This window comes from Micromonospora sp. NPDC049799 (genome assembly GCF_040656655.1).
Classification (GTDB): Bacteria; Actinomycetota; Actinomycetes; order Mycobacteriales; family Micromonosporaceae; genus Micromonospora.
Window position 1 is genome coordinate 1 of record NZ_JBFAMU010000062.1, and the last position, 18,253, is coordinate 18,253.

16 protein-coding genes and 1 pseudogene are annotated in these 18,253 nt (G+C 70.7%); 5 read left to right on the forward strand and 12 right to left on the reverse strand.

All coding sequences use genetic code 11. The annotated features are described in order from the left end of the window. Nucleotides 1-334, reverse strand: a pseudogene (locus AB0I76_RS08135) (hypothetical protein); the annotation flags it as partial. Between the two features lie 156 nt (nt 335-490). Here AB0I76_RS08135 and AB0I76_RS08140 point away from each other — a divergent pair. After that, on the forward strand, nt 491-757 hold the full coding sequence (locus AB0I76_RS08140; protein WP_357031553.1) for a DUF4190 domain-containing protein: 267 nt from the start codon (nt 491-493) through the stop codon (nt 755-757). A gap of 50 nt (nt 758-807) precedes the next feature. Here the strand turns inward: AB0I76_RS08140 and sucD are convergent, their stop codons facing one another. From sucD to AB0I76_RS08155, 3 genes are all read right to left on the reverse strand, one after another. After that, complete coding sequence (sucD, locus tag AB0I76_RS08145; RefSeq protein WP_357031556.1) at nt 808-1,695, reverse strand: succinate--CoA ligase subunit alpha; 888 nt, start codon at nt 1,693-1,695, stop codon at nt 808-810. 2 nt (nt 1,696-1,697) lie between these two features. Then, nucleotides 1,698-2,876 carry an ADP-forming succinate--CoA ligase subunit beta gene (sucC, locus tag AB0I76_RS08150; protein ID WP_357031559.1) on the reverse strand — a complete coding sequence of 393 codons (1,179 nt, stop codon included), beginning with the start codon at nt 2,874-2,876 and terminating at the stop codon, nt 1,698-1,700. Nucleotides 2,877-3,322: 446 nt separating this feature from the next. After that, nucleotides 3,323-3,727, reverse strand: a complete 405-nt coding sequence (locus tag AB0I76_RS08155; protein WP_357031562.1) for a cobalamin B12-binding domain-containing protein — start codon at nt 3,725-3,727, stop codon at nt 3,323-3,325. A 464-nt stretch (nt 3,728-4,191) separates the two neighbouring features. Between AB0I76_RS08155 and AB0I76_RS08160 the strand changes: the two genes are divergently transcribed. After that, nucleotides 4,192-4,905 carry a M23 family metallopeptidase gene (locus AB0I76_RS08160; protein WP_357031565.1) on the forward strand — a complete coding sequence of 238 codons (714 nt, stop codon included), beginning with the start codon at nt 4,192-4,194 and terminating at the stop codon, nt 4,903-4,905. 274 nt (nt 4,906-5,179) lie between these two features. Further along, nucleotides 5,180-5,959, forward strand: coding sequence for a M23 family metallopeptidase (locus AB0I76_RS08165; protein WP_357031568.1), 780 nt, complete (start codon nt 5,180-5,182; stop codon nt 5,957-5,959). Nucleotides 5,960-6,051: 92 nt separating this feature from the next. Here AB0I76_RS08165 and pcrA read toward each other — a convergent pair whose 3' ends face one another. Beyond that, nucleotides 6,052-8,454, reverse strand: coding sequence for a DNA helicase PcrA (pcrA, locus tag AB0I76_RS08170; RefSeq protein ID WP_357031571.1), 2,403 nt, complete (start codon nt 8,452-8,454; stop codon nt 6,052-6,054). Nucleotides 8,455-8,790: 336 nt separating this feature from the next. Between pcrA and AB0I76_RS08175 the strand changes: the two genes are divergently transcribed. Then, nucleotides 8,791-9,138, forward strand: a complete 348-nt coding sequence (locus AB0I76_RS08175) for a chorismate mutase (RefSeq protein WP_357031574.1) — start codon at nt 8,791-8,793, stop codon at nt 9,136-9,138. A gap of 190 nt (nt 9,139-9,328) precedes the next feature. Here the strand turns inward: AB0I76_RS08175 and AB0I76_RS08180 are convergent, their stop codons facing one another. From AB0I76_RS08180 to AB0I76_RS08210, 7 genes are all read right to left on the reverse strand, one after another. Next, nucleotides 9,329-10,339: a dipeptide ABC transporter ATP-binding protein gene (locus tag AB0I76_RS08180; protein WP_357031577.1), complete on the reverse strand. Its 1,011-nt coding sequence runs from the start codon at nt 10,337-10,339 to the stop codon at nt 9,329-9,331. Further along, nucleotides 10,332-11,369: an ABC transporter ATP-binding protein gene (locus tag AB0I76_RS08185; protein ID WP_357031580.1), complete on the reverse strand. Its 1,038-nt coding sequence runs from the start codon at nt 11,367-11,369 to the stop codon at nt 10,332-10,334. The genes AB0I76_RS08180 and AB0I76_RS08185 overlap by 8 nt, the downstream gene beginning before the upstream one ends. Before the next feature lie 5 nt (nt 11,370-11,374). Continuing rightward, nucleotides 11,375-12,316 carry an ABC transporter permease gene (locus AB0I76_RS08190; RefSeq protein WP_357031583.1) on the reverse strand — a complete coding sequence of 314 codons (942 nt, stop codon included), beginning with the start codon at nt 12,314-12,316 and terminating at the stop codon, nt 11,375-11,377. 81 nt (nt 12,317-12,397) lie between these two features. Further along, on the reverse strand, nt 12,398-13,408 hold the full coding sequence (locus tag AB0I76_RS08195) for an ABC transporter permease (RefSeq protein ID WP_357031587.1): 1,011 nt from the start codon (nt 13,406-13,408) through the stop codon (nt 12,398-12,400). Nucleotides 13,409-13,507: 99 nt separating this feature from the next. Next, complete coding sequence (locus AB0I76_RS08200; RefSeq protein ID WP_357031590.1) at nt 13,508-15,148, reverse strand: ABC transporter substrate-binding protein; 1,641 nt, start codon at nt 15,146-15,148, stop codon at nt 13,508-13,510. Nucleotides 15,149-15,949: 801 nt separating this feature from the next. After that, on the reverse strand, nt 15,950-16,636 hold the full coding sequence (locus AB0I76_RS08205) for a response regulator transcription factor (protein WP_357031593.1): 687 nt from the start codon (nt 16,634-16,636) through the stop codon (nt 15,950-15,952). Next, on the reverse strand, nt 16,636-17,874 hold the full coding sequence (locus AB0I76_RS08210; RefSeq protein ID WP_357031596.1) for a PspC domain-containing protein: 1,239 nt from the start codon (nt 17,872-17,874) through the stop codon (nt 16,636-16,638). Before AB0I76_RS08210 ends, AB0I76_RS08205 begins: the two co-directional genes overlap by 1 nt. A gap of 199 nt (nt 17,875-18,073) precedes the next feature. Here AB0I76_RS08210 and AB0I76_RS08215 point away from each other — a divergent pair. After that, nucleotides 18,074-18,253, forward strand: a 180-nt coding sequence (locus tag AB0I76_RS08215) for a hypothetical protein (protein ID WP_357031599.1), incomplete at its 3' end; no start/stop codon positions are given.

Here is an 18,253-nt window from a genome sequence, read left to right on the forward strand (position 1 = left end):
GGGCGAGCCCGAGCGGGCCGGCGGCGGTGGTCACCGGCACCCCGTGCCCGAGCAGCCAGCCGGCCAGGCCCGCGCGCAGCGCGCCGCCGAGGGACGCGGCGTCCTCGCTGAGCTGGAACAGCCAGAGCACCACGGCGACCGGCAGCCAGGAGGTCAACGCGGCACCGCCGGCGGCCACCGAGGCCGCCACGGCGAGCGGGGCACGGCGGCGGGCCGGCTCACCGGAGCGCGGCGCGGGGACCCGCCGGGCGGGGCCGGGACGGCCGGGCGGCCGGGGACCGGCGCCGACCCGTGGGGCGGCACTTCTCGGCTGTTCGGGGGTGACGGACGACATCGGGGTCTACTCTGGCATGCCGCACCGGCGACGGCAGTCCGATACCGCCTCCGACCGGCTACGAGTTCCCTGATCCACCGCCGGGCACCCGCGGATCCGGTCTAGCCTCGGCGCGGGGGGACGACCGCACGGCACCCGACACTGGAGAGGGAAGTCGTGAACGCTCCGTACCCGCCGCCCCCGCCACCGCCGGCTGCCGGCCGGGACCGCACGACCCTCTGGGGCGTCCTGGGCATCATCACCGGTCTGCTCTGCTGCGGCATCCTGGGCATCGTCTTCGGCTACCTGTCGATCCGCGACGCGAAGCGCTACGGCCAGTCGCCGATCCTCGGCTACCTGGCCATCGCCTTCGGCGTGCTCAACATCATCGGCAGCGGGATCCTCTGGGCGGGCGGCAACTACCCGCTCTACGACAACGACTGAGAGGGCCGACCGGAACCCGGTCGACCCTCTCGTCGTACGTCGTGCGGGGCTCAGCCCGCGGACATGATCTCCCGCATCAGCTTGGCGGTCTCGGTCGGCGTCTTGCCGACCTTGACGCCGACGGCCTCCAGGGCGGCCTGCTTGGCCTCCGCAGTGCCGGCCGAGCCGGAGATGATCGCGCCGGCGTGACCCATGGTCTTGCCGGGCGGGGCGGTGAAGCCGGCGATGTAGCCGACCACCGGCTTGGTGACGTTCGCCTTGATGAACTCGGCGGCCCGCTCCTCGGCGTCGCCACCGATCTCACCGATCATGACGATGGCGTCGGTCTCCGGGTCGGCCTCGAACGCGGCGAGCGCGTCGATGTGGGTGGTGCCGATGATCGGGTCACCACCGATGCCGACGCAGGTGGAGAAGCCGATGTCGCGCAGCTCGTACATCATCTGGTAGGTCAGCGTGCCGCTCTTGCTGACCAGGCCGATCCGGCCGCTGCCGGTGATGTCGGCCGGGATGATGCCGGCGTTCGAGGCGCCCGGCGAGGCGATGCCGGGGCAGTTCGGCCCGATGATCCGGGTCCGCTCGCCCTGCGCGACGTTGTACGCCCAGAACGCGGCGGTGTCGTGCACCGGCACGCCCTCGGTGATCACGACGGCCAGCGGGATGCCCGCGTCGATGGCCTCGACGACCGCGCCCTTGGTGAACTGCGGCGGTACGAAGATCACCGTGACGTCTGCGCCGGTCTCCTTCATCGCGTCCGCGACGGAGGCGAAGACCGGCAGCTCGGTGCCGTCGAAGTCGACGGTCGTGCCGGCCTTGCGCGGGTTGACGCCGCCGACGACGTTGGTGCCGGCGGCGAGCATCCGCCGGGTGTGCTTGGAACCCTCGGAGCCGGTCATCCCCTGCACGATGACCTTCGAGTCCTTGGTCAGCCAGATAGCCATGATCAGACCCCCGCAGCTGCCAGCTCGGCGGCCCGCTCGGCCGCGCCGTCCATGGTGTCGACCCGCTGGATCAGCGGGTTGTTCGCGCCGTCGAGGATCGCCCGACCGGCCTCGGCGTTGTTGCCGTCGAGGCGGACGACGAGCGGCTTGTTGACCTTCTCGCCGCGCTGCTCCAGCAGGGCGAGCGCCTGCACGATGCCGTTGGCGACGGCGTCGCAGGCGGTGATGCCGCCGAAGACGTTGACGAAGACGCTGCGCACCGACGGGTCGGAGAGCACGATCTCCAGGCCGTTGGCCATCACCGCGGCGCTCGCGCCACCGCCGATGTCGAGGAAGTTGGCCGGCTTGACGCCGCCGTGCCGCTCGCCCGCGTACGCGACCACGTCCAGGGTGGACATGACCAGACCCGCGCCGTTGCCGATGATGCCGACCTCGCCGTCGAGCTTGACGTAGTTGAGGTCCTTCTCCTTGGCGGCCTGCTCCAGCGGGTCCACCGCGGCCTGGTCGACCAGCGCCTCGTGGTCCGGGTGCCGGAACGCGGCGTTCTCGTCCAGGGTGATCTTGGCGTCGAGCAGCAGGAGCCGCCCCTCACCGGTCGTCGCCAGCGGGTTCACCTCGACCAGCGTGGCGTCCTCGGCGACGAAGGCCTTCCACAGGCCCACGGCGACCTCGACGACCTGGTCGGCGACCTCGGCGGGGAAGCCGGCGGCGGCCACGATCTCGCGCGCCTTCGCCTCGTCGACGCCGGTGTTGGCGTCGATCGGGGCCTTGACGACCTTCTCCGGGGTGTCGACCGCGACCTGCTCGATGTCCATGCCGCCGGCGACGCTGGCGATGCAGAGGAAGGTGCGGTTCGCCCGGTCGAGCAGGTAGGAGAAGTAGTACTCCTCGGCCACGTCCGCGGTCACAGTGATCATGACCTTGTGGACGGTGTGGCCCTTGATGTCCATGCCGAGGATGTCGGTGGCGCGGGCCACCGTCTCCTCCGCGCCCTCGGCGAGCTTCACGCCGCCGGCCTTACCGCGGCCGCCGACCTTCACCTGCGCCTTGACGACCACCCGACCGCCGAGGCGTTCGGCGATCGCGCGGGCCTCCTCCGGGGTCGTGGCGACGCCGCCGGCGAGCACGGGCAAGCCGTGCCGCTCGAACAGGTCCCGCCCCTGGTACTCGTACAGGTCCACGATTGCGCGTCCCGTCCCGTCTCCGCGGCGCGCCGTCGCGCCGCCACCAGCGTTATGGAAAACAGTTTGACGCCTGTCATCAGTTGAAACAGGCCATTGGGCGCAGCCTAGCGAGGTGGGCACCGCTAGCAACCGAGCGGGTGCGCGGTGTGCGGTAATGCACAACCGGCCCGTCGGTGCACCCGTCCTGCGCGGACGACGCCCGATCGTCAGCCTTCCGGGCGACATTGCGCCGGGTGCGTAACCCCTCCCGGAGGGCGTCGTTGAGTCAGGTGTCGGAGCGCTGATTCAGCGCGACGGCGGGAGACGGCCGATGCCCTGTCGGTCGAGGGGTGGCGGCGGGGCATCGTGCATAGAGGGGCCGGACGTGTGAGGGGTGCGTCCGGCCCCTCCCCCCTGCCCGTACACCGGCGGACCGGCACCTGCGGGGCTCGCCCCGCCCGGCGTCAGCCGACCGGCTGGGCCACGTTCTGGCGCACCCACTCCACGATCGACCCGGTGGTCGCACCCGGGGTGAAGATCTTGGCGACCCCGAGCTTCTCCAGCTCCGGGATGTCGGCGTCCGGGATGATGCCGCCGCCGAACACGACGATGTCGCGGGCGTCCCGCTCGCCGAGCAGCTCCAGCACCCTCCGGAACAGCGTCATGTGCGCCCCGGAGAGCACGGATAGACCGACGGCGTCGGCGTCCTCCTGGATCGCGGTCTCCACGATCTGCTCCGGGGTCTGGTGCAGGCCGGTGTAGATGACCTCCATACCGGCGTCCCGGAGGGCACGCGCGACGACCTTGGCGCCGCGGTCGTGGCCGTCCAGGCCCGGCTTGGCGACGACGACCCGAACACGAGAGCTCATCTGCGCATCCCTTTCACCGGCTTCGCGGCTTCACCTGAACGAACGGTAACCCGACCGGGCCGGCCCGGGAAATCCGGGCGGCCCCGCTGTCCGACGGTGGTCGTCGGCCGGGCACCGTTCCGGCCCGCCGGGCCCTCGTCGGGCTCCCACACAGAAGAGCACACACCGGAGCCGGGTCGCGGTGGCCGTCAAGCGGGACGACTCCGCCGTTCGGTCACGGTGAGCGACGAACGGGGGAGGACGGGGACATCTTTTCCGCGTCACGAGCCATGACAATCATGGACGCAAAGGGACAGAATGCGGCACTGTTTCGGCGCTTCGGCTTGTGACGGACGTGGCGGTTGGCTAACGTGTCCACGGTTGTCATCAGGTCCACGGACGGGTGACGACGCGGCCAGCCGAGGTTCATCCGAGCTTCACGGGCACGGCGGGCCGCTTCGGAACCCCGACAACGGAGGGTGTGCGTGCGCCAGCGCCTGTCGTCTGAGCCCGATAGATATCGCGGTCGTCGCCGCGTACCCACCCCGCCCCGGAGCCGCTACGCCGCCGTCGTCACCACCGCCTTCGTCGGCGCCGGTGTCGTCGCGCTGGGCGCGGGCGCCATGCCGGACGCCAAGAGCGTCAACCCGTCGGTCCTCGACGAGCTCAAGGCCGCCTCCACCCTGGACCAGGGCGCCGCGGAACGCGCCGAGGCCGCCAACCGCGCCTCGCGGGACAACGATCGGGGCGCGGACGAGGCCGCCGAGGACGAGGTCTGGCTGCTCCCCCTCCAGGGCTACGACTTCAACTCCCCCTACGGCATGCGGTGGGGCAAGCTGCACACCGGCGTCGACCTGGTCGCACCGGAGGGCACGCCCTACGTCGCCATCCACGACGGCACCGTCACCAAGGCCGGCTGGTTCGGCGGCTACGGCTACACCGTGATCGTGCAGCACGCCGACGGCAGCGAGGCGATCTACGGCCACTCCTCGGCGGTCAGCGTCAGTGAGGGTCAGCAGGTCAAGGCTGGCGACCAGTTGGGCCTGGTGGGCAACACGGGCCACTCGTACGGCTCACACCTGCACCTGGAGATCCATGTCAAGGGCGAGCCTCGCGACCCGGTGCCGTGGCTCCAGGAGCGCGGAGTGGACATCAAGCTCCAGATCGAGGCAATCTACAGCGAGGTAGCCGCTTCCTGACGCTGCGTATCGACCGTTGACCGCCCGGATCGACAGATCCGGGCGGTTTTTCATTGCCGCCGGGCAACGAAAGTCATCCAGGTCACAGATCCAAATGTGACCGGGAACACGGCGGCGCATGATCACTTATCGGGACGAAGACGTCGCTTCCCGGACACAAGCGGCAGCGCACCCTCGACGTCGCGGCCGGCGTACCGGTCCCGGTACCCGTCCCCGGACCGGGCAACACCAGTATTTCGAGGTCAAGTGCCCCTCGATCCAGTGAAGGTCCGCCGTGCAGGAAGACAACTTCATCCCGAACGAGAACACCCCCGACAGCCCCGGACGGCACCGGCAGCGATCCGGCCGGCGTACCCGTCACCTGGTCGTCGCCGCGGTGGCCCTGGGCGCCCTCGGCATCGGCGGCGTCGCGGTCGCCGCGACCACCGGGGCCGACGAGGCCAGCGTCCCGGCCGCCGCCATCGACGCCCAGGCCCGGGCCGAGGCCGCCGACCGCGCCGACCGCTCCACCCGCGAGTCGAGCGCTCCCGCCACCCCCTCGGCGAGCCCGGTCAGCCCGACGCCCAGCCCGTCGACGGCCCGCCCGTCCGCCAAGCCCAGCCCCAAGGCGACCACCGCCAGGCCGCAGCCCAAGAGGACCGCCAAGCCGAAGCCCACCTGGGTCATCCCCATGAAGGGCGCGGAGATCACCTCCTGCTACGGCCCGCGCTGGGGCACGCTGCACGCCGGCATCGACTTCGCGATGCCCGCCGGCACACCGGTCCGCGCCGCCTTCGGCGGCACCGTCACCAAGGCCGGTGACGTCGGCGACGGCTACGGCATCTCGGTCGTCGTCGACCACGGCAACGGCTACCTCACGCAGTACGCGCACCTGAGCACCGCGTCGGTCGGCGTGGGCGAGAAGGTCGGCGCCGGCGAGACGATCGGCCTGGAGGGCTCCACCGGCGACTCCACCGGCCCGCACCTGCACTTCGAGGTGCACCAGGGGCAGATGTGGAACCAGATCGACCCGGCGCCGTTCCTGCGCGCCCGGGGCGTCGACGTCGGCTGCTGAGCCCGTAGACGACGAGGGCCCGGTCCGGCGTACCCCGCCGGCCCGGGCCGCGTCATGTCAGGCGTCGGCGCCTCCGCCGGTGTCCCTGCCCTTCAGATCTTGTCGATCGGGGCGTGGCGCAGCACCAGCCACATTGTCTGGTCGCCGAAGTCGATCTGCGCTCGCGCCCCCGGGCCGTGCCCCTCGACGGCGAGCACACGACCCAGGCCGTACCGCTGATGGTTGACCCGGTCCCCGGCCGCCACCTTCGGCCCCTGGGGCAGCTCGCTGGCCGTGGTCAGGCGGCTGCCGTCGACACCGAGCCGCTTGGCGAGCTGCGCCGCCCTCGGCGTACCCCCGGTGAAGCCGCCACGCCCGCCGGGCGCGCGGTCGGCACGGCCGCCCACGCCGCCGCCCCCACCGGCCCACGAGGTGTACGACCCCTCGGTGCGCTCCCAGTGCACCAGCTCGGTCGGCAGCTCCTCCAGGAACCGTGACGGCGGGTTGTAGGCCGGCTGCCCCCACGCCGAGCGGGTGACCGCCCGGGAGAGGTAGAGGCGCTGCCGGGCCCGGGTGATGCCGACGTACGCCAGCCGGCGCTCCTCCTCCAGCTCGCGGGTGTCGCCGAGCGAGCGCAGGTGCGGGAAGACCCCGTCCTCCAGGCCGGTCAGGAAGACCACCGGGAACTCCAGGCCCTTGGCCGTGTGCAGGGTCATCAGGGTGACCACGCCCTGGTGGTCGGGATCGTCGGAGGGGATCTGGTCGGCGTCGGCGACCAGCGCGACCTGCTCCAGGAAGCCGGCCACGGTGGCCCGCTCCCCCTCCTCGCCCAGCGCCTCGATGCGCTCCGTGTACTCCCGGGCGACGCTCACGAGCTCCTGGAGGTTGTCGACCCGGCCGGCGTCCTGCGGGTCGAGGCTCTCCTCCAGCTCGGTCAGGTAACCCGAGCGGGTGAGCAACGCCTCCAGCACCTCCTCCGGGGTGCCGGTCTCGGCCAGCTCCCGTGCGCCGTCGAGCAGGGCGACGAACTCCGCGATGCCGTTGGCGGCCCGGGTGGAGATGCCCGGCGCGTCCTTCGCCCGGCGCAGGGCCGCGCCGAAGGAGATCCGGTCCCGGCTGGAGAGCGCCTCCACGCAGGCCTCCGCGCGGTCACCGATGCCCCGTCGCGGGGTGTTGAGGATCCGGCGCAGGCTCACCGTGTCGTCGTCGTTGACCACCGCCCGCAGGTAGGCCAGCGCGTCGCGGACCTCCTTGCGCTCGTAGAAGCGCACCCCCCCGACCACCTTGTAGGGCAGGCCGGCCCGGATGAACACCTCTTCGAAGACCCGGGACTGCGCGTTGGTGCGGTAGAAGACCGCGACATCCCCCGGGCGGGTCTCCCCCGCGTCGACCAGGCGGTCGATCTCCCGGCCCACCCAGTCCGCCTCGGCGTGCTCGGTGTCGGCCACGTAACCGACGATCGGATCGCCGGCCCCCGCCTCGCTCCACAGCCGCTTGGGCTTGCGGGAGGTGTTGCGGTCGATCACCGCGTTGGCGGCGTTGAGGATGGTCTGGGTGGAGCGGTAGTTCTGCTCGAGCAGGATCGTCCGGGCGTCGCCGAAGTCCCGTTCGAACTCCAGGATGTTGCGGATCGTCGCGCCCCGGAACGCGTAGATCGACTGGTCCGCGTCACCGACCACGCACAGCTCGGCCGGCTCGATGCCCTCGGTGCCGGAGACCAGCTCCTTGATCAGCACGTACTGGGCGTGGTTGGTGTCCTGGTACTCGTCGACCAGCACGTGCCGGAACCGCCGGCGGTAGCTCTCGGCGACGTGCGGGTGCGACTGGAGCAGGTGCACCGTCGTCATGATCAGGTCGTCGAAGTCCAGCGCGTGCGCCTCGCGCAGCCGCCGCTGGTAGAGCGTGTACGCCTCGGCCAGCGCCCGCTCGTTGGGCCCCTTGGCCCGACCCGCGAACTCCTCCGGGTCGACAAGCTCGTTCTTCAGGTTGGACACCTGGGCCGCCAGCCCGCGCGCGGGGTAACGCTTGGGGTCGAGGTCCAGCTCGCGGGCGACCATCTGCATCAGCCGGCGGGAGTCGTCCGCGTCGTAGATCGAGAAGGTCGACTTCAGGCCGGCGTGCTCGTGCTCGGCCCGCAGGATGCGGACGCACGCGGAGTGGAACGTCGACACCCACATCAGCCGGGCGCGCGGACCCACCAGGTGCGCCACCCGCTCCTTCATTTCGCCGGCGGCCTTGTTGGTGAAGGTGATCGCGATGATCTCGCCCGGGTGCACGTCCCGCGCGGCGAGCAGGTAGGCGATCCGGTGGGTGAGCACTCGCGTCTTGCCCGACCCGGCACCGGCGACGATCAGCAGCGGCGAGCCGGCGTGGGTGACCGCGTCCCGCTGGGGACCGTTGAGCCCCTCGACCAACTGCCGGGGATCGAGGTGCGCGGACGGCCCGGGCCTCCGGGGCGGGGTCCGGGCAGGCTCGGGCGCGGGCGGGGACGCGGGGATGTCGAAGAGAGGATGCATCGCACGGCGAGTCTATGCCGCCCGCCGGACACTTCCGCCGACGCACGCCCGCGGTGCAAGGAAGGGCCCCTGCTTAACGCCTCCGGTGGAGGAAGGGCCCCCGCTTAACGTCCGCCGAGGCGGCCTTCGGGGGTTTCCTTGCGCGGCCCGTGCCCGGGGCGGCATACTCGACGGCGTGTTCGGTCAGCGCTTCTACTTTTACTACGGCACCGGGAGTCCGGCAGCCGTAGGTCGCGCCTGAACGACAAGACCTACGAAAAGCCCCGGGCTCCGAGAGCCCGGGGCTTTTTCGTCCCGGGATCCGGGCACCGGGCCCGACGTCCGAGGGGTACGGCGATGATGGCAGACGTGGCGGAGCAGAGCGGCAGCCTGGCGCGACCGGAGGCCGGTGGGACCGACGGCAGCCCCGGCGACACCCGTACGGGCACCACGGAACCGATGGCGGCGGCCCGGATCGCCGAGATCCGCAAGCGGATCGACGAGATCGACGGCGCGCTGATCGACCTGTGGCAGGAGCGCGCCCGGCTGTCCCAGGAGGTCGGGGCGACCCGGATGGCCTCCGGCGGCACCCGCCTGGTGCTCTCCCGTGAGCAGGAGATCCTGGAGCGGTTCCGGTCCGCCCTCGGCGCGGACGGCACCCAGGTGGCGCTGCTACTGCTCCGGGCCGGCCGCGGGCCGCTCTGACCTTCGGATCGGGACGGGCCCGGCCCGCACCGCCCGTGCCCGTCGCCCGCGTTCCGCCGGCCCGGCCTCGGACCGGCGAAACGAGGACCGGGGCGCCGACCGTTGTGCGGTCGACGCCCCGGATCACTGAGGAGGCACTACCTTCACCGCCGGCCCGGTCTGCGGTGGCCGGGCGACGGCGTCTGGGCGGTCAGTCGACCGCGTGCACCACGTCGCGTACCTCGGCGAAGTGGCAGGCGCTCGGGTGCGGCGACTTCGCCTGCGGCACCAGGAGCGGCTCCTTCTCGGCGCAGATGTCCTGGGCCTTCCAGCAGCGGGTCCGGAACCGGCAGCCCGACGGCGGGTTGGCCGGCGACGGCACGTCACCGGTCAGGACGATCTGGTCCCGCAGCCCGCGGAGCTTCGGGTCCGGGACCGGCACCGCGGAGAGCAGCGCCTGGGTGTACGGGTGGGTCGGGTTCTCGTAGATCTCGTCCTCGGTGCCGATCTCGACGATCTTGCCGAGGTACATCACCGCGACCCGGTCGGCGATGTGCCGGACCACCGAGAGGTCGTGCGCGATGAAGACGTACGACAGGCCCAGCTCGTTCTGGAGCTTCTCCAGCAGGTTGATGACCTGCGCCTGGATGGACACGTCCAGGGCGGAGACCGGCTCGTCGCACAGGATGATCTCCGGGTTGAGCGCGAGCGCGCGGGCGATGCCGATGCGCTGGCGCTGACCGCCGGAGAACTGGTGCGGGTACCGGTTGATGTGCTCGGGGTTGAGACCGACCAGCTCCAGCAGCTCCTGGACCCGGGCCCGGCGCTTGTTGCGTGGGACCACGTCCGGGTGCACCTCGAACGGCTCGCCGACGATGTCGCCGACGGTCATCCGGGGGTTGAGCGAGGTGTACGGGTCCTGCATGACCAGCTGGATGTTGCGCCGGCCACGGCGCCGATCGGCGCCGCCGACCTTCGCCATGTTCCGGCCCTGCACGAACAGGTCCCCGGAGGTCGGGTTCTCGAGCCCGACCAGCATGCGCGCCAGCGTGGACTTGCCGCAGCCGGACTCGCCGACGATGCCGAGCGTCTCGCCCCTGCGCAGCTGGAGGTTCACCCCGTCGACCGCGCGGACCGCGCCGATCTGCTTCTTGAAGAGGATTCCCCGGGTGAGGGGGAAGTGCTTCACCAGGTCGCGGGTCTCCAGCACGTAGTCACTCATCGCCCTTGACCTCCTTCCAGAAGTGGCAGGCGGCGGTCCGGACCGGCGACACCTGGTACAGCGGCGGCGACGGGTCCTGCCGGCAGACGTCCTGCGCGTAACGGCACCGCGGGTTGAACGCGCACCCCTTGGGGATGTTCGTCAGCGCCGGCGGCAGCCCCTTGATGGCGCTCAGCTCCTGGCCCTTGAGGTCCAGTCGCGGAATCGACTCCAGCAGGCCCTTGGTGTACGGGTGGGCGGGGCTGGCGTAGATGTCCTCGACCGGCGCCTCCTCAATGACCCGACCGGCGTACATGACCGAGATCCGGTCGGCGACGTCCGCGACCACGCCCATGTCGTGCGTGATCAGCACCAGGCCCATGTTCCGCTCGCGCTGGAGCTCGGCCAGCAGCGCCATGATCTGCGCCTGCACGGTCACGTCGAGCGCGGTGGTCGGTTCGTCGGCGATCAGGATCTCGGGGTCGAGGGCGAGCGCCATCGCGATCATCACACGCTGGCGCATACCGCCGGAGAACTGGTGCGGGTACTCGTTCACCCGCTGGCGCGCGGCCGGGATCTTGACCAGGTCCAGCAGCTCGATGGAGCGGGCCTTCGCGTCCCGCCGGGACATGCCGCGGTGCTTGCGGAACAGTTCGCCGAGCTGGAACCCGACGGTGAAGACCGGGTTCAGCGCGGAGAGAGCGTCCTGGAAGATCATCGCGATCTTGTTGGCTCGCACCTTGCGCCGCTGCGACTCGGGCAGCTTCAGCAGGTCGACACCGCGGTAGAGGATCTGACCGCCGGTGACGAACCCGGGCGGGCTGTCCAGGATGCCCATGATGGCCTGCGCGGTGACGCTCTTGCCGCAGCCGGACTCGCCGAGGATCGCCCGGGTCTCACCCGCCCGGAGGTCGAAGCTGACACCGTTGACCGCGTGCGCGATGCCGTTGCGGGTGCGGAACTCGACGTGGAGATCCTTGACCTGCAGCGGCATGGCGTTCGGGTCGAGGCCGGGAATGGCGTCCATCTTGACGTTCACATCAGTGCTCATGGCGCTCACCGGAACTTCGGATCGAGGGCGTCACGCAGGGCGTCACCCATGAGGATGAAGGACAGCACCGTGCCGACCAACAGCCCGCAGGGGAAGAGCAGCAGCCACGGGTCCTCCAGGAAGTAGACCTGGTGGTCCGAGATCATGATGCCCCACGACTGGGCGGGCGGCTGGAGACCGACACCGAGGAAGGTCAGCGTGGCCTCCGCGGCGACGAACGAGCCGAGCACGATGGTCGCGTACACGAGCATCGGGGCGACCGCGTTGGGCAGGATGTGCCGGAACATCAGCCGGCCGTTGCCCGCGCCCACGGCCCGCGCCGCCTGCACGTAGTCGAGATCCTTCGACGAGATGACGCTGCCCCGGATGATCCGGGCGATCGTCGGCCACGCCAGCAGGAAGAGCACCAGCGTGATGGTCCAGATGTTCTGCCGCTTGATCACGGTGAGGAACACGATCGCGCCGAGCAGGAACGGCAGCGAGAAGAAGATGTCCATGATGCGCGAGATGATGGTGTCGACCCAGCCGCCGTAGTAGCCGGCGAGCAGGCCCAGCACACCGCCCACGAGCACGATCGCGCTGGTCGCCATGATGGCGATGACCATGGACGGCCGCGCGCCGTAGATGGCGTGCGCGTAGTAGTCGCAGCCCAGCGTGTTGAAGCCGAAGGGGTGGTCCCAGCTCGGAGAGATCCGCGAGCGGTCGGTGCTGCAGTCACGCGGATCCTGGCTGGTCCACAGGCCCGGCAGGGCCGCCATGGAACTGACCACGAGGATGTAGACGAAGGCGAGCATGAAGACCGGGTCCCGGACCAACTGCCGGCGGGCGTCCGCCCACAGGCTCGCGCTGCGCTCCTTGCCACCGGTGGCCGGCTCGTCCGGCGTCGGGCCTTCGCCGCCGATCGGAGCACCGCCGACGGCGGTGCTGGCGCCCGTCAGGTCACTCATGTCCACACCTCGTTTCGATCTGCCCTGCCGAGGGCGGCCAGGAGACGCTGCTCCCGCCGCCGGTCGCTCACCACGGTCCGGTCACTCATAACGGATCCGCGGGTCGAGCACGGCGTACAGGATGTCGACCAGCAGGTTCGCGATCAGCACCACCAGCACCAGCATGGTGACCACACCGACCACCACCGAGGACTCACCGGTACGCGCCGAGAACGTCACCAGCCGGCCGATGCCCGGCACGTTGAAGATGGTCTCGGTGACCACGGCGCCCGCCATCGAGGAGCCGATGTCGACACCCAGGAAGGTGATGACCGGGATCAGCGAGTTGCGCAGCGTGTGCACGCCGATGACCCGCTTGTTCGCCAGGCCCTTGGCCCGCGCGGTCCGGACGTAGTCGGCCCGGATGTTCTCCATGATGCTGGTCCGGGTGAGCCGGGCGGTGACGGCGAGCGAGACCGCGCCGAGCACCATACCGGGGATGATCAGGCTGGCCCACGGGTAGTCGGGCTTGAAGCCGGGGCTGAACATGCCGTCCGCGATGACCTCGGGCACCCAGGCCTGGCCGCGCAGGACGTTGCCGAACTTGACCCCGACGAACTCCCGCACCAGCACGCCGAGCACGAAGATCGGCACCGAGATCACGAACACGGTGGTGATCTTCACCAGGTTGTCGGCGAAGCTACCGCCGCGCAGACCGGCCCACACACCGGCCGAGATGCCGACGACGGTCTGGAAGACCATGGCGATCACGAGCAACTTCAGGGTGTACGGGATGGCGTCGGCGACGAGCTCGGTGACCTCCCGCTGCCGCAGGTTGATCCCGAAGTCGAAGCGGAAGAAGACGTCGGTGACCCGGTCGACGAACAACCCGAAGCAGGGGTTGCCCTTCTGGTCGAGGCACGGGTCGGCGTAACCGAGTCGCTCGGTGATCGCCTCCAGCAGGGCCGGCGGCGGGGTGCGGTCACCGAACAGCGCCCGAACCGGGTTCCCGCTGAACTGGATCGCCAGCGAGGTGAGGTAGTGGAGCAGGAACATGGTGCCCAGCACGGTCGGGATGAACTGGAGCAACCGTCGAATGACGTAGCGCCCCATGTCGGGGTCTCCTCTCGGCGCTGACGTGGCGGCAACGATCACCCGGTGGGGAGACCGTTGCCGCCACGTCGTGTTACGGCTTGATCAGGACTCTGAAGCTCAGTTCTGCTTCAGCGAGGTCGAACCGTAATCAGCGTCGGCGACGGGGTTCCAGACGAACTTGTCCACGTTCTCGCCGTAGACCGCCGCGGTCTTGCTCCACCACATCGGGATGACCGGGAGCTCCTCGACCAGGATGTCCTCCGCCTTCTGGTAGAAGGGGATCGCCTCGTCGATGTTCTTGGCGGCGTCACCCTGCTTCAGCAGCTCGTCGAACTGCGCGTTGGTGAAGGTCGAGTTGTTGCTGTCCGCACCGGTGCTGTACAGCGGAGCCAGGTAGGTCTCCAGGTACGGGTAGTCCGGGCCCCAGCCGAGGCGGAACGGACCGGTGAACTTCTTGCTGTCCGCGGTCTCCAGGTACTCGGCGAACTGCAGGTTGACCTTCAGCTCGTAGTCGATGCCCAGAGCGGCCTTGATCTGGTCGCCGACCGCCTGCAGCCACTTCTCGTGACCGGCACCGGCGTTCGCCCACAGGGTCAGCTTCTTGCCGGCGGGCCAGCCACCGGCCTGCTGCAGGAGCTGCTTGGCCTTCTCGACGTCCTTCTTGCAGTACTGGCAGATGTTGTCCCGAGCGCCCTGGAAGGACGGCGCGACGTAGCCGCTGGCCGGGGTGAACCGGCCGTCGAAGACGGCGTCGATGATGGACTGCCGGTCGATCGCCAGCGAGAGCGCCTGGCGGATCTCCTTCTTCTGGAACTCCGGCTGGTAGATCGGCATGCCGACGTAGGTGAAGCTGTCACCCGGCTGCTCGAAGAGGCGGTCGGCGTAGGTCGACTTCGCCTCCTTGTACCGCGCCGGCGGCAGGGTGTACATCACGTCCAGCTCACCGGCCTGGAAGGCGGCGTAACCGGCGTCGACGTCCGCGAAGATCCGGTAGGTGATCTTGTCGGGCTTGCCCGGCTCACCCTTCCAGCTGTCGCTGCGGACCAGGTTGATGGCAACGTTGTGCTGCCAGCTGCCCTCGATCTTGTACGGGCCGTTGCCGATCGGCGTCTCGTTGCACTTGTCGGCAGCGTCGACACACGCCTTGGCCATCGGGGAGAAGCCCGGGTAGCCGATCGTGGTCGGGAAGCCGGAGAACGGCGAGTCCAGCTCGACGGTGAAGGTCAGGTCGTCGACCTTCTTCAGGCCGGAGAGCTCCTTGGCCTTCGGCTCGGGAGCCTTCTTCGGGCCCTCGCCGTCCGGGTCGGTGGACGAGACGTCCTTGATGCCGGCGATCCGCTTCATGAAGTAGCCGTTGTTCTGGGCGTTCGGCCCGTAAGCGGCGTAGTTCCACGAGCGGATGAAGGCGTCCGCGTTGACCGGCTCACCGTTGTCGAAGGTGTAGCCGCTCTTGATCTTGATCGTCCAGAGCTTCTGGTCGGTCGACTCGATCGACTCGGCCAGGTCGTTCTCCGGAGCACCGGTCTCGGTGTTGTACTTGACGAGACCGCGGTAGAGCTGCCGGATCACGTACAGCGACGGCTCGTCGTCACCGGCGGACGGCAGCAGGAACGCCGGCTCCGACGCGTAGACGCGAAGTTCGCCACCGGCCTTGCCACCGGCCTCGTCGGCCGTGTCATCGCCGCCACCGCTGCATGCGGTGGCCAACATAGTGATGGCGGTCGCCGCGACCGCCACCTTCAGGAATTTCCCGCGCATGGGAGTGCCTCCTCAAGGGCGCTCAGCTCACGAGGGGGTTGTGAGGTGCCTGCAACTGTGACACCCGATGCGTCCTGGCGGGAAGGCGTGTTATCAACCCGATACCCGGCCGGGACGGTGCCGACATCGACGCCGAGGCGAGTCGTCGCCGCCCTCCGAGGCGTGGTAGGACCTGCGCGAACGTTCCTCGCGAGCGCTCACACCGCGACGACGATCGGCGTGCGTGGCGTTCCCACGCTCCGCCACGCCCCTGGCCGACGTCCGCCGGGCGCCCGCCACTTTCGCCCGTCCGGACGATGTCGACTTCGGCTGTGCGGACACCCGTCGCCACCGGGGGAGGCGGGCAGCCACGTGGGCACTCTTGGTCACTCAGAGTTACTCCGTGGTTGCGACGACGCTCCCCCGTCACGGTGGTGCGGGCGCCGGGCGGAGGAGCGACGGGCCGACCTCGTGGCGGTCGGGTCGGGCGAATCGATGCTGCCACCGCTACCCGGACGGCACGCTGACCGCGACGCCCGCCCGGCGGCGGGACGATGCGCCAGCTCCGCCCGGCCGGGGCCCTGACCAGCGCACCTCCGCGCCGGCGGAACCACCCGGCCAGGCCCGCCACCGGATCACGTGGCTGTCGAGGAGCCGGCGACGTGCGTGATCCACCCCGGACGCCTGCAACGGAACGCGTGCGGAGACCTGCTCGCGGCCGGACCGGAGCCGCGGGTCGTGCGGGGGCCGGTACGCCGCCGGCCGGACACGAACCATGCCATCGACGTCACCGACAGTCATGACGTCACGTCGGTCGGCGGATCACACCAGGCGTCGGTCCGCCGCCCACCGGGACAACTCGTACCGGTTGGACATCTGGAGCTTGCGGAGCACGTTGGACACGTGCGTCTCGACCGTCTTGATCGAGATGTACAGCTCCTTGGCGATCTCCTTGTAGGCGTACCCCCGGGCGAGCAGGCGCAGCACCTCCCGCTCCCGGTTGGTGAGCTGGTCCAACTCGGGGTCGGCGACCGGGGCGTCGGGCCGGGCCGCGAAGGCGTCCAGCACGAAGCCGGCCAGCCGGGGGCTGAACACGGCGTCCCCGTCGGCCACCCGGCGGATCGCCGCCGCCAGTTCGTCCGGCGAGATGGTCTTCGTGACGTACCCCCGGGCACCGGCCCGGATCAGCCCGATCACGTCCTCGGCCGCGTCCGAGACGCTCAGCGCCAGGAACTTGACCTGCGGGTGCGTACGCCGCATGGCGTCCAGCACCGCACGCCCCCCGCCGTCGGGCATGTGCACGTCGAGCAGGACCACGTCGGGCTGCGTCGCGGCGATCCGGGTGACCGCCTCGGCCACCGTGCTCGCCTCGCCGACCACCTCGACGTGGGCGCCGAGCTCGGCACGGACCCCGGCCCGGAACATGGCGTGGTCGTCGACGAGGAAGACGCGCAGCCGCTCCGGCCCCGCACCCGCGCCCTCGGTCGGCTCCATCGACAGCTCGCCCATCATTTGTCCCTCTCCGCCGTGGCCTGGTCCTTGCTGATCGGAAGGATCAACCGGACCTCGGTCCCCTCCCCCGGCCCGGACCGGATCTCCGCCCGGCCGCCGTGCCGCTTCATCCGCCCGATGATCGAACCGCGGACGCCGTGCCGGTGGTCCTCCACCGTATCCGGGTCGAAGCCCTTGCCCCGGTCGCGGACGAAGACGCTGACCTGATCGGGCTCGACCTCCGCGTACAGCGAGACGGTCTGCACCCCGGCGTGCCGCGCGGCGTTCACCAGCCCCTCGCGGGCGGCGGCGACCAGCGCGCCGACCCGTTCGTCGGTCTCCCGGTCACCCACGACGACGGCCTCGACGGTGATCGCGTAGGTGTCCTCGACCTCCGCGGCGGCCTGCTCCAACGCCGCGGCGAACCGCTCGTTCGGCGAGGCGGTGGGCTTGTAGAGCCAGTTGCGCAGGGAGCGCTCCTGCCCCCGGGCCAACCGCTGCACGGTCTTGACGTCACCGGCGTTGCGTTGGATCAGGGCGAGGGTGTGCAGCACCTGGTCGTGCACCATGGCGGCCAGCTCGGCCCGTTCCTGCTCGCGGATGCGCCCCTCGCGCTCCGAGCGGAGCTGGTTGTACGTCCGCCACAGCACCGGCGCGGCGACCACACCGACACCGGCCAGCCCGACCAGCGCGAAGATCACGCCGTTGAGCACGGCGTCGAAGTTCTGGGCCGGCGAGTAGACCGCCGCGACGCCGATGATGCCGACGGCGACCAGCACCCCGCCGCCGATGAACCGGAGCACGAAGGCCCGCCGGTCGCTCTCCTCCACCACCGCGCCCAGCCAGGGCACCGGCATGGAGTCCCCCCACTGGCGGCGGCGTTCCGGCGCGGACTGGTGCCAGATCACGCCGGCGCCGACCGCGATGATCGCGACCAGCCAGCCGGCCGTGCCGGTCGCACCGATCGAGTCGAAGACCACCATCTGGACCACGAGGACGACCAGTCCGATCGCCACGAACGGAAGCAGTTGGCCGACATCGCGCCGGGGCGGCGCGGTGGTGTCGCCGGGACGCAGCGGCACCACCGCCCAGAAGGCGGCGTAGAGCAGCAGACCGAGGCCGCTCAGCCCGAGCAGCACCATGAAGGCGACCCGCACGCGCAGGACCGAGATGCCGAGATGCTCGGCGATCCCGGCGGCCACACCGGCGGCCATCCGGTGCTCGGGGGCGCGGTAGAGGCGTGGTGGCTGGGTCACGGCGCTGATCGGAGGCTCCCCTGGTGACGGCGGGTACGGCGCGGGCAACAGTCCGCTGCCGGCGTCGGCTCGATCGTCACACGCCGGCCGGCCCCCCGACCACGGGGACGCCCCCGACATTCGGCCCTCCGGTATCTCAGGGTGGGGTCAGGGTCCCCTCCTGAGGCCGGCGGGGCCGGTCAGGGAGCAGGATCGGGGCATGAACGACGAAGCTGCCCAGCCCCCGGCCCCGGGAGCGGCACAGCCGGGCGGACCGCCACCGGCGACACCGACTCCCGGGGGGACCCCGCCGGTCGCGGCACCGGCCGCCGCCGGGTTCCCGGGCGCGGACGCCCCCGGCGCGACGCCACCGCCGGGGGGCGCCGCGCCGACCGCCGTC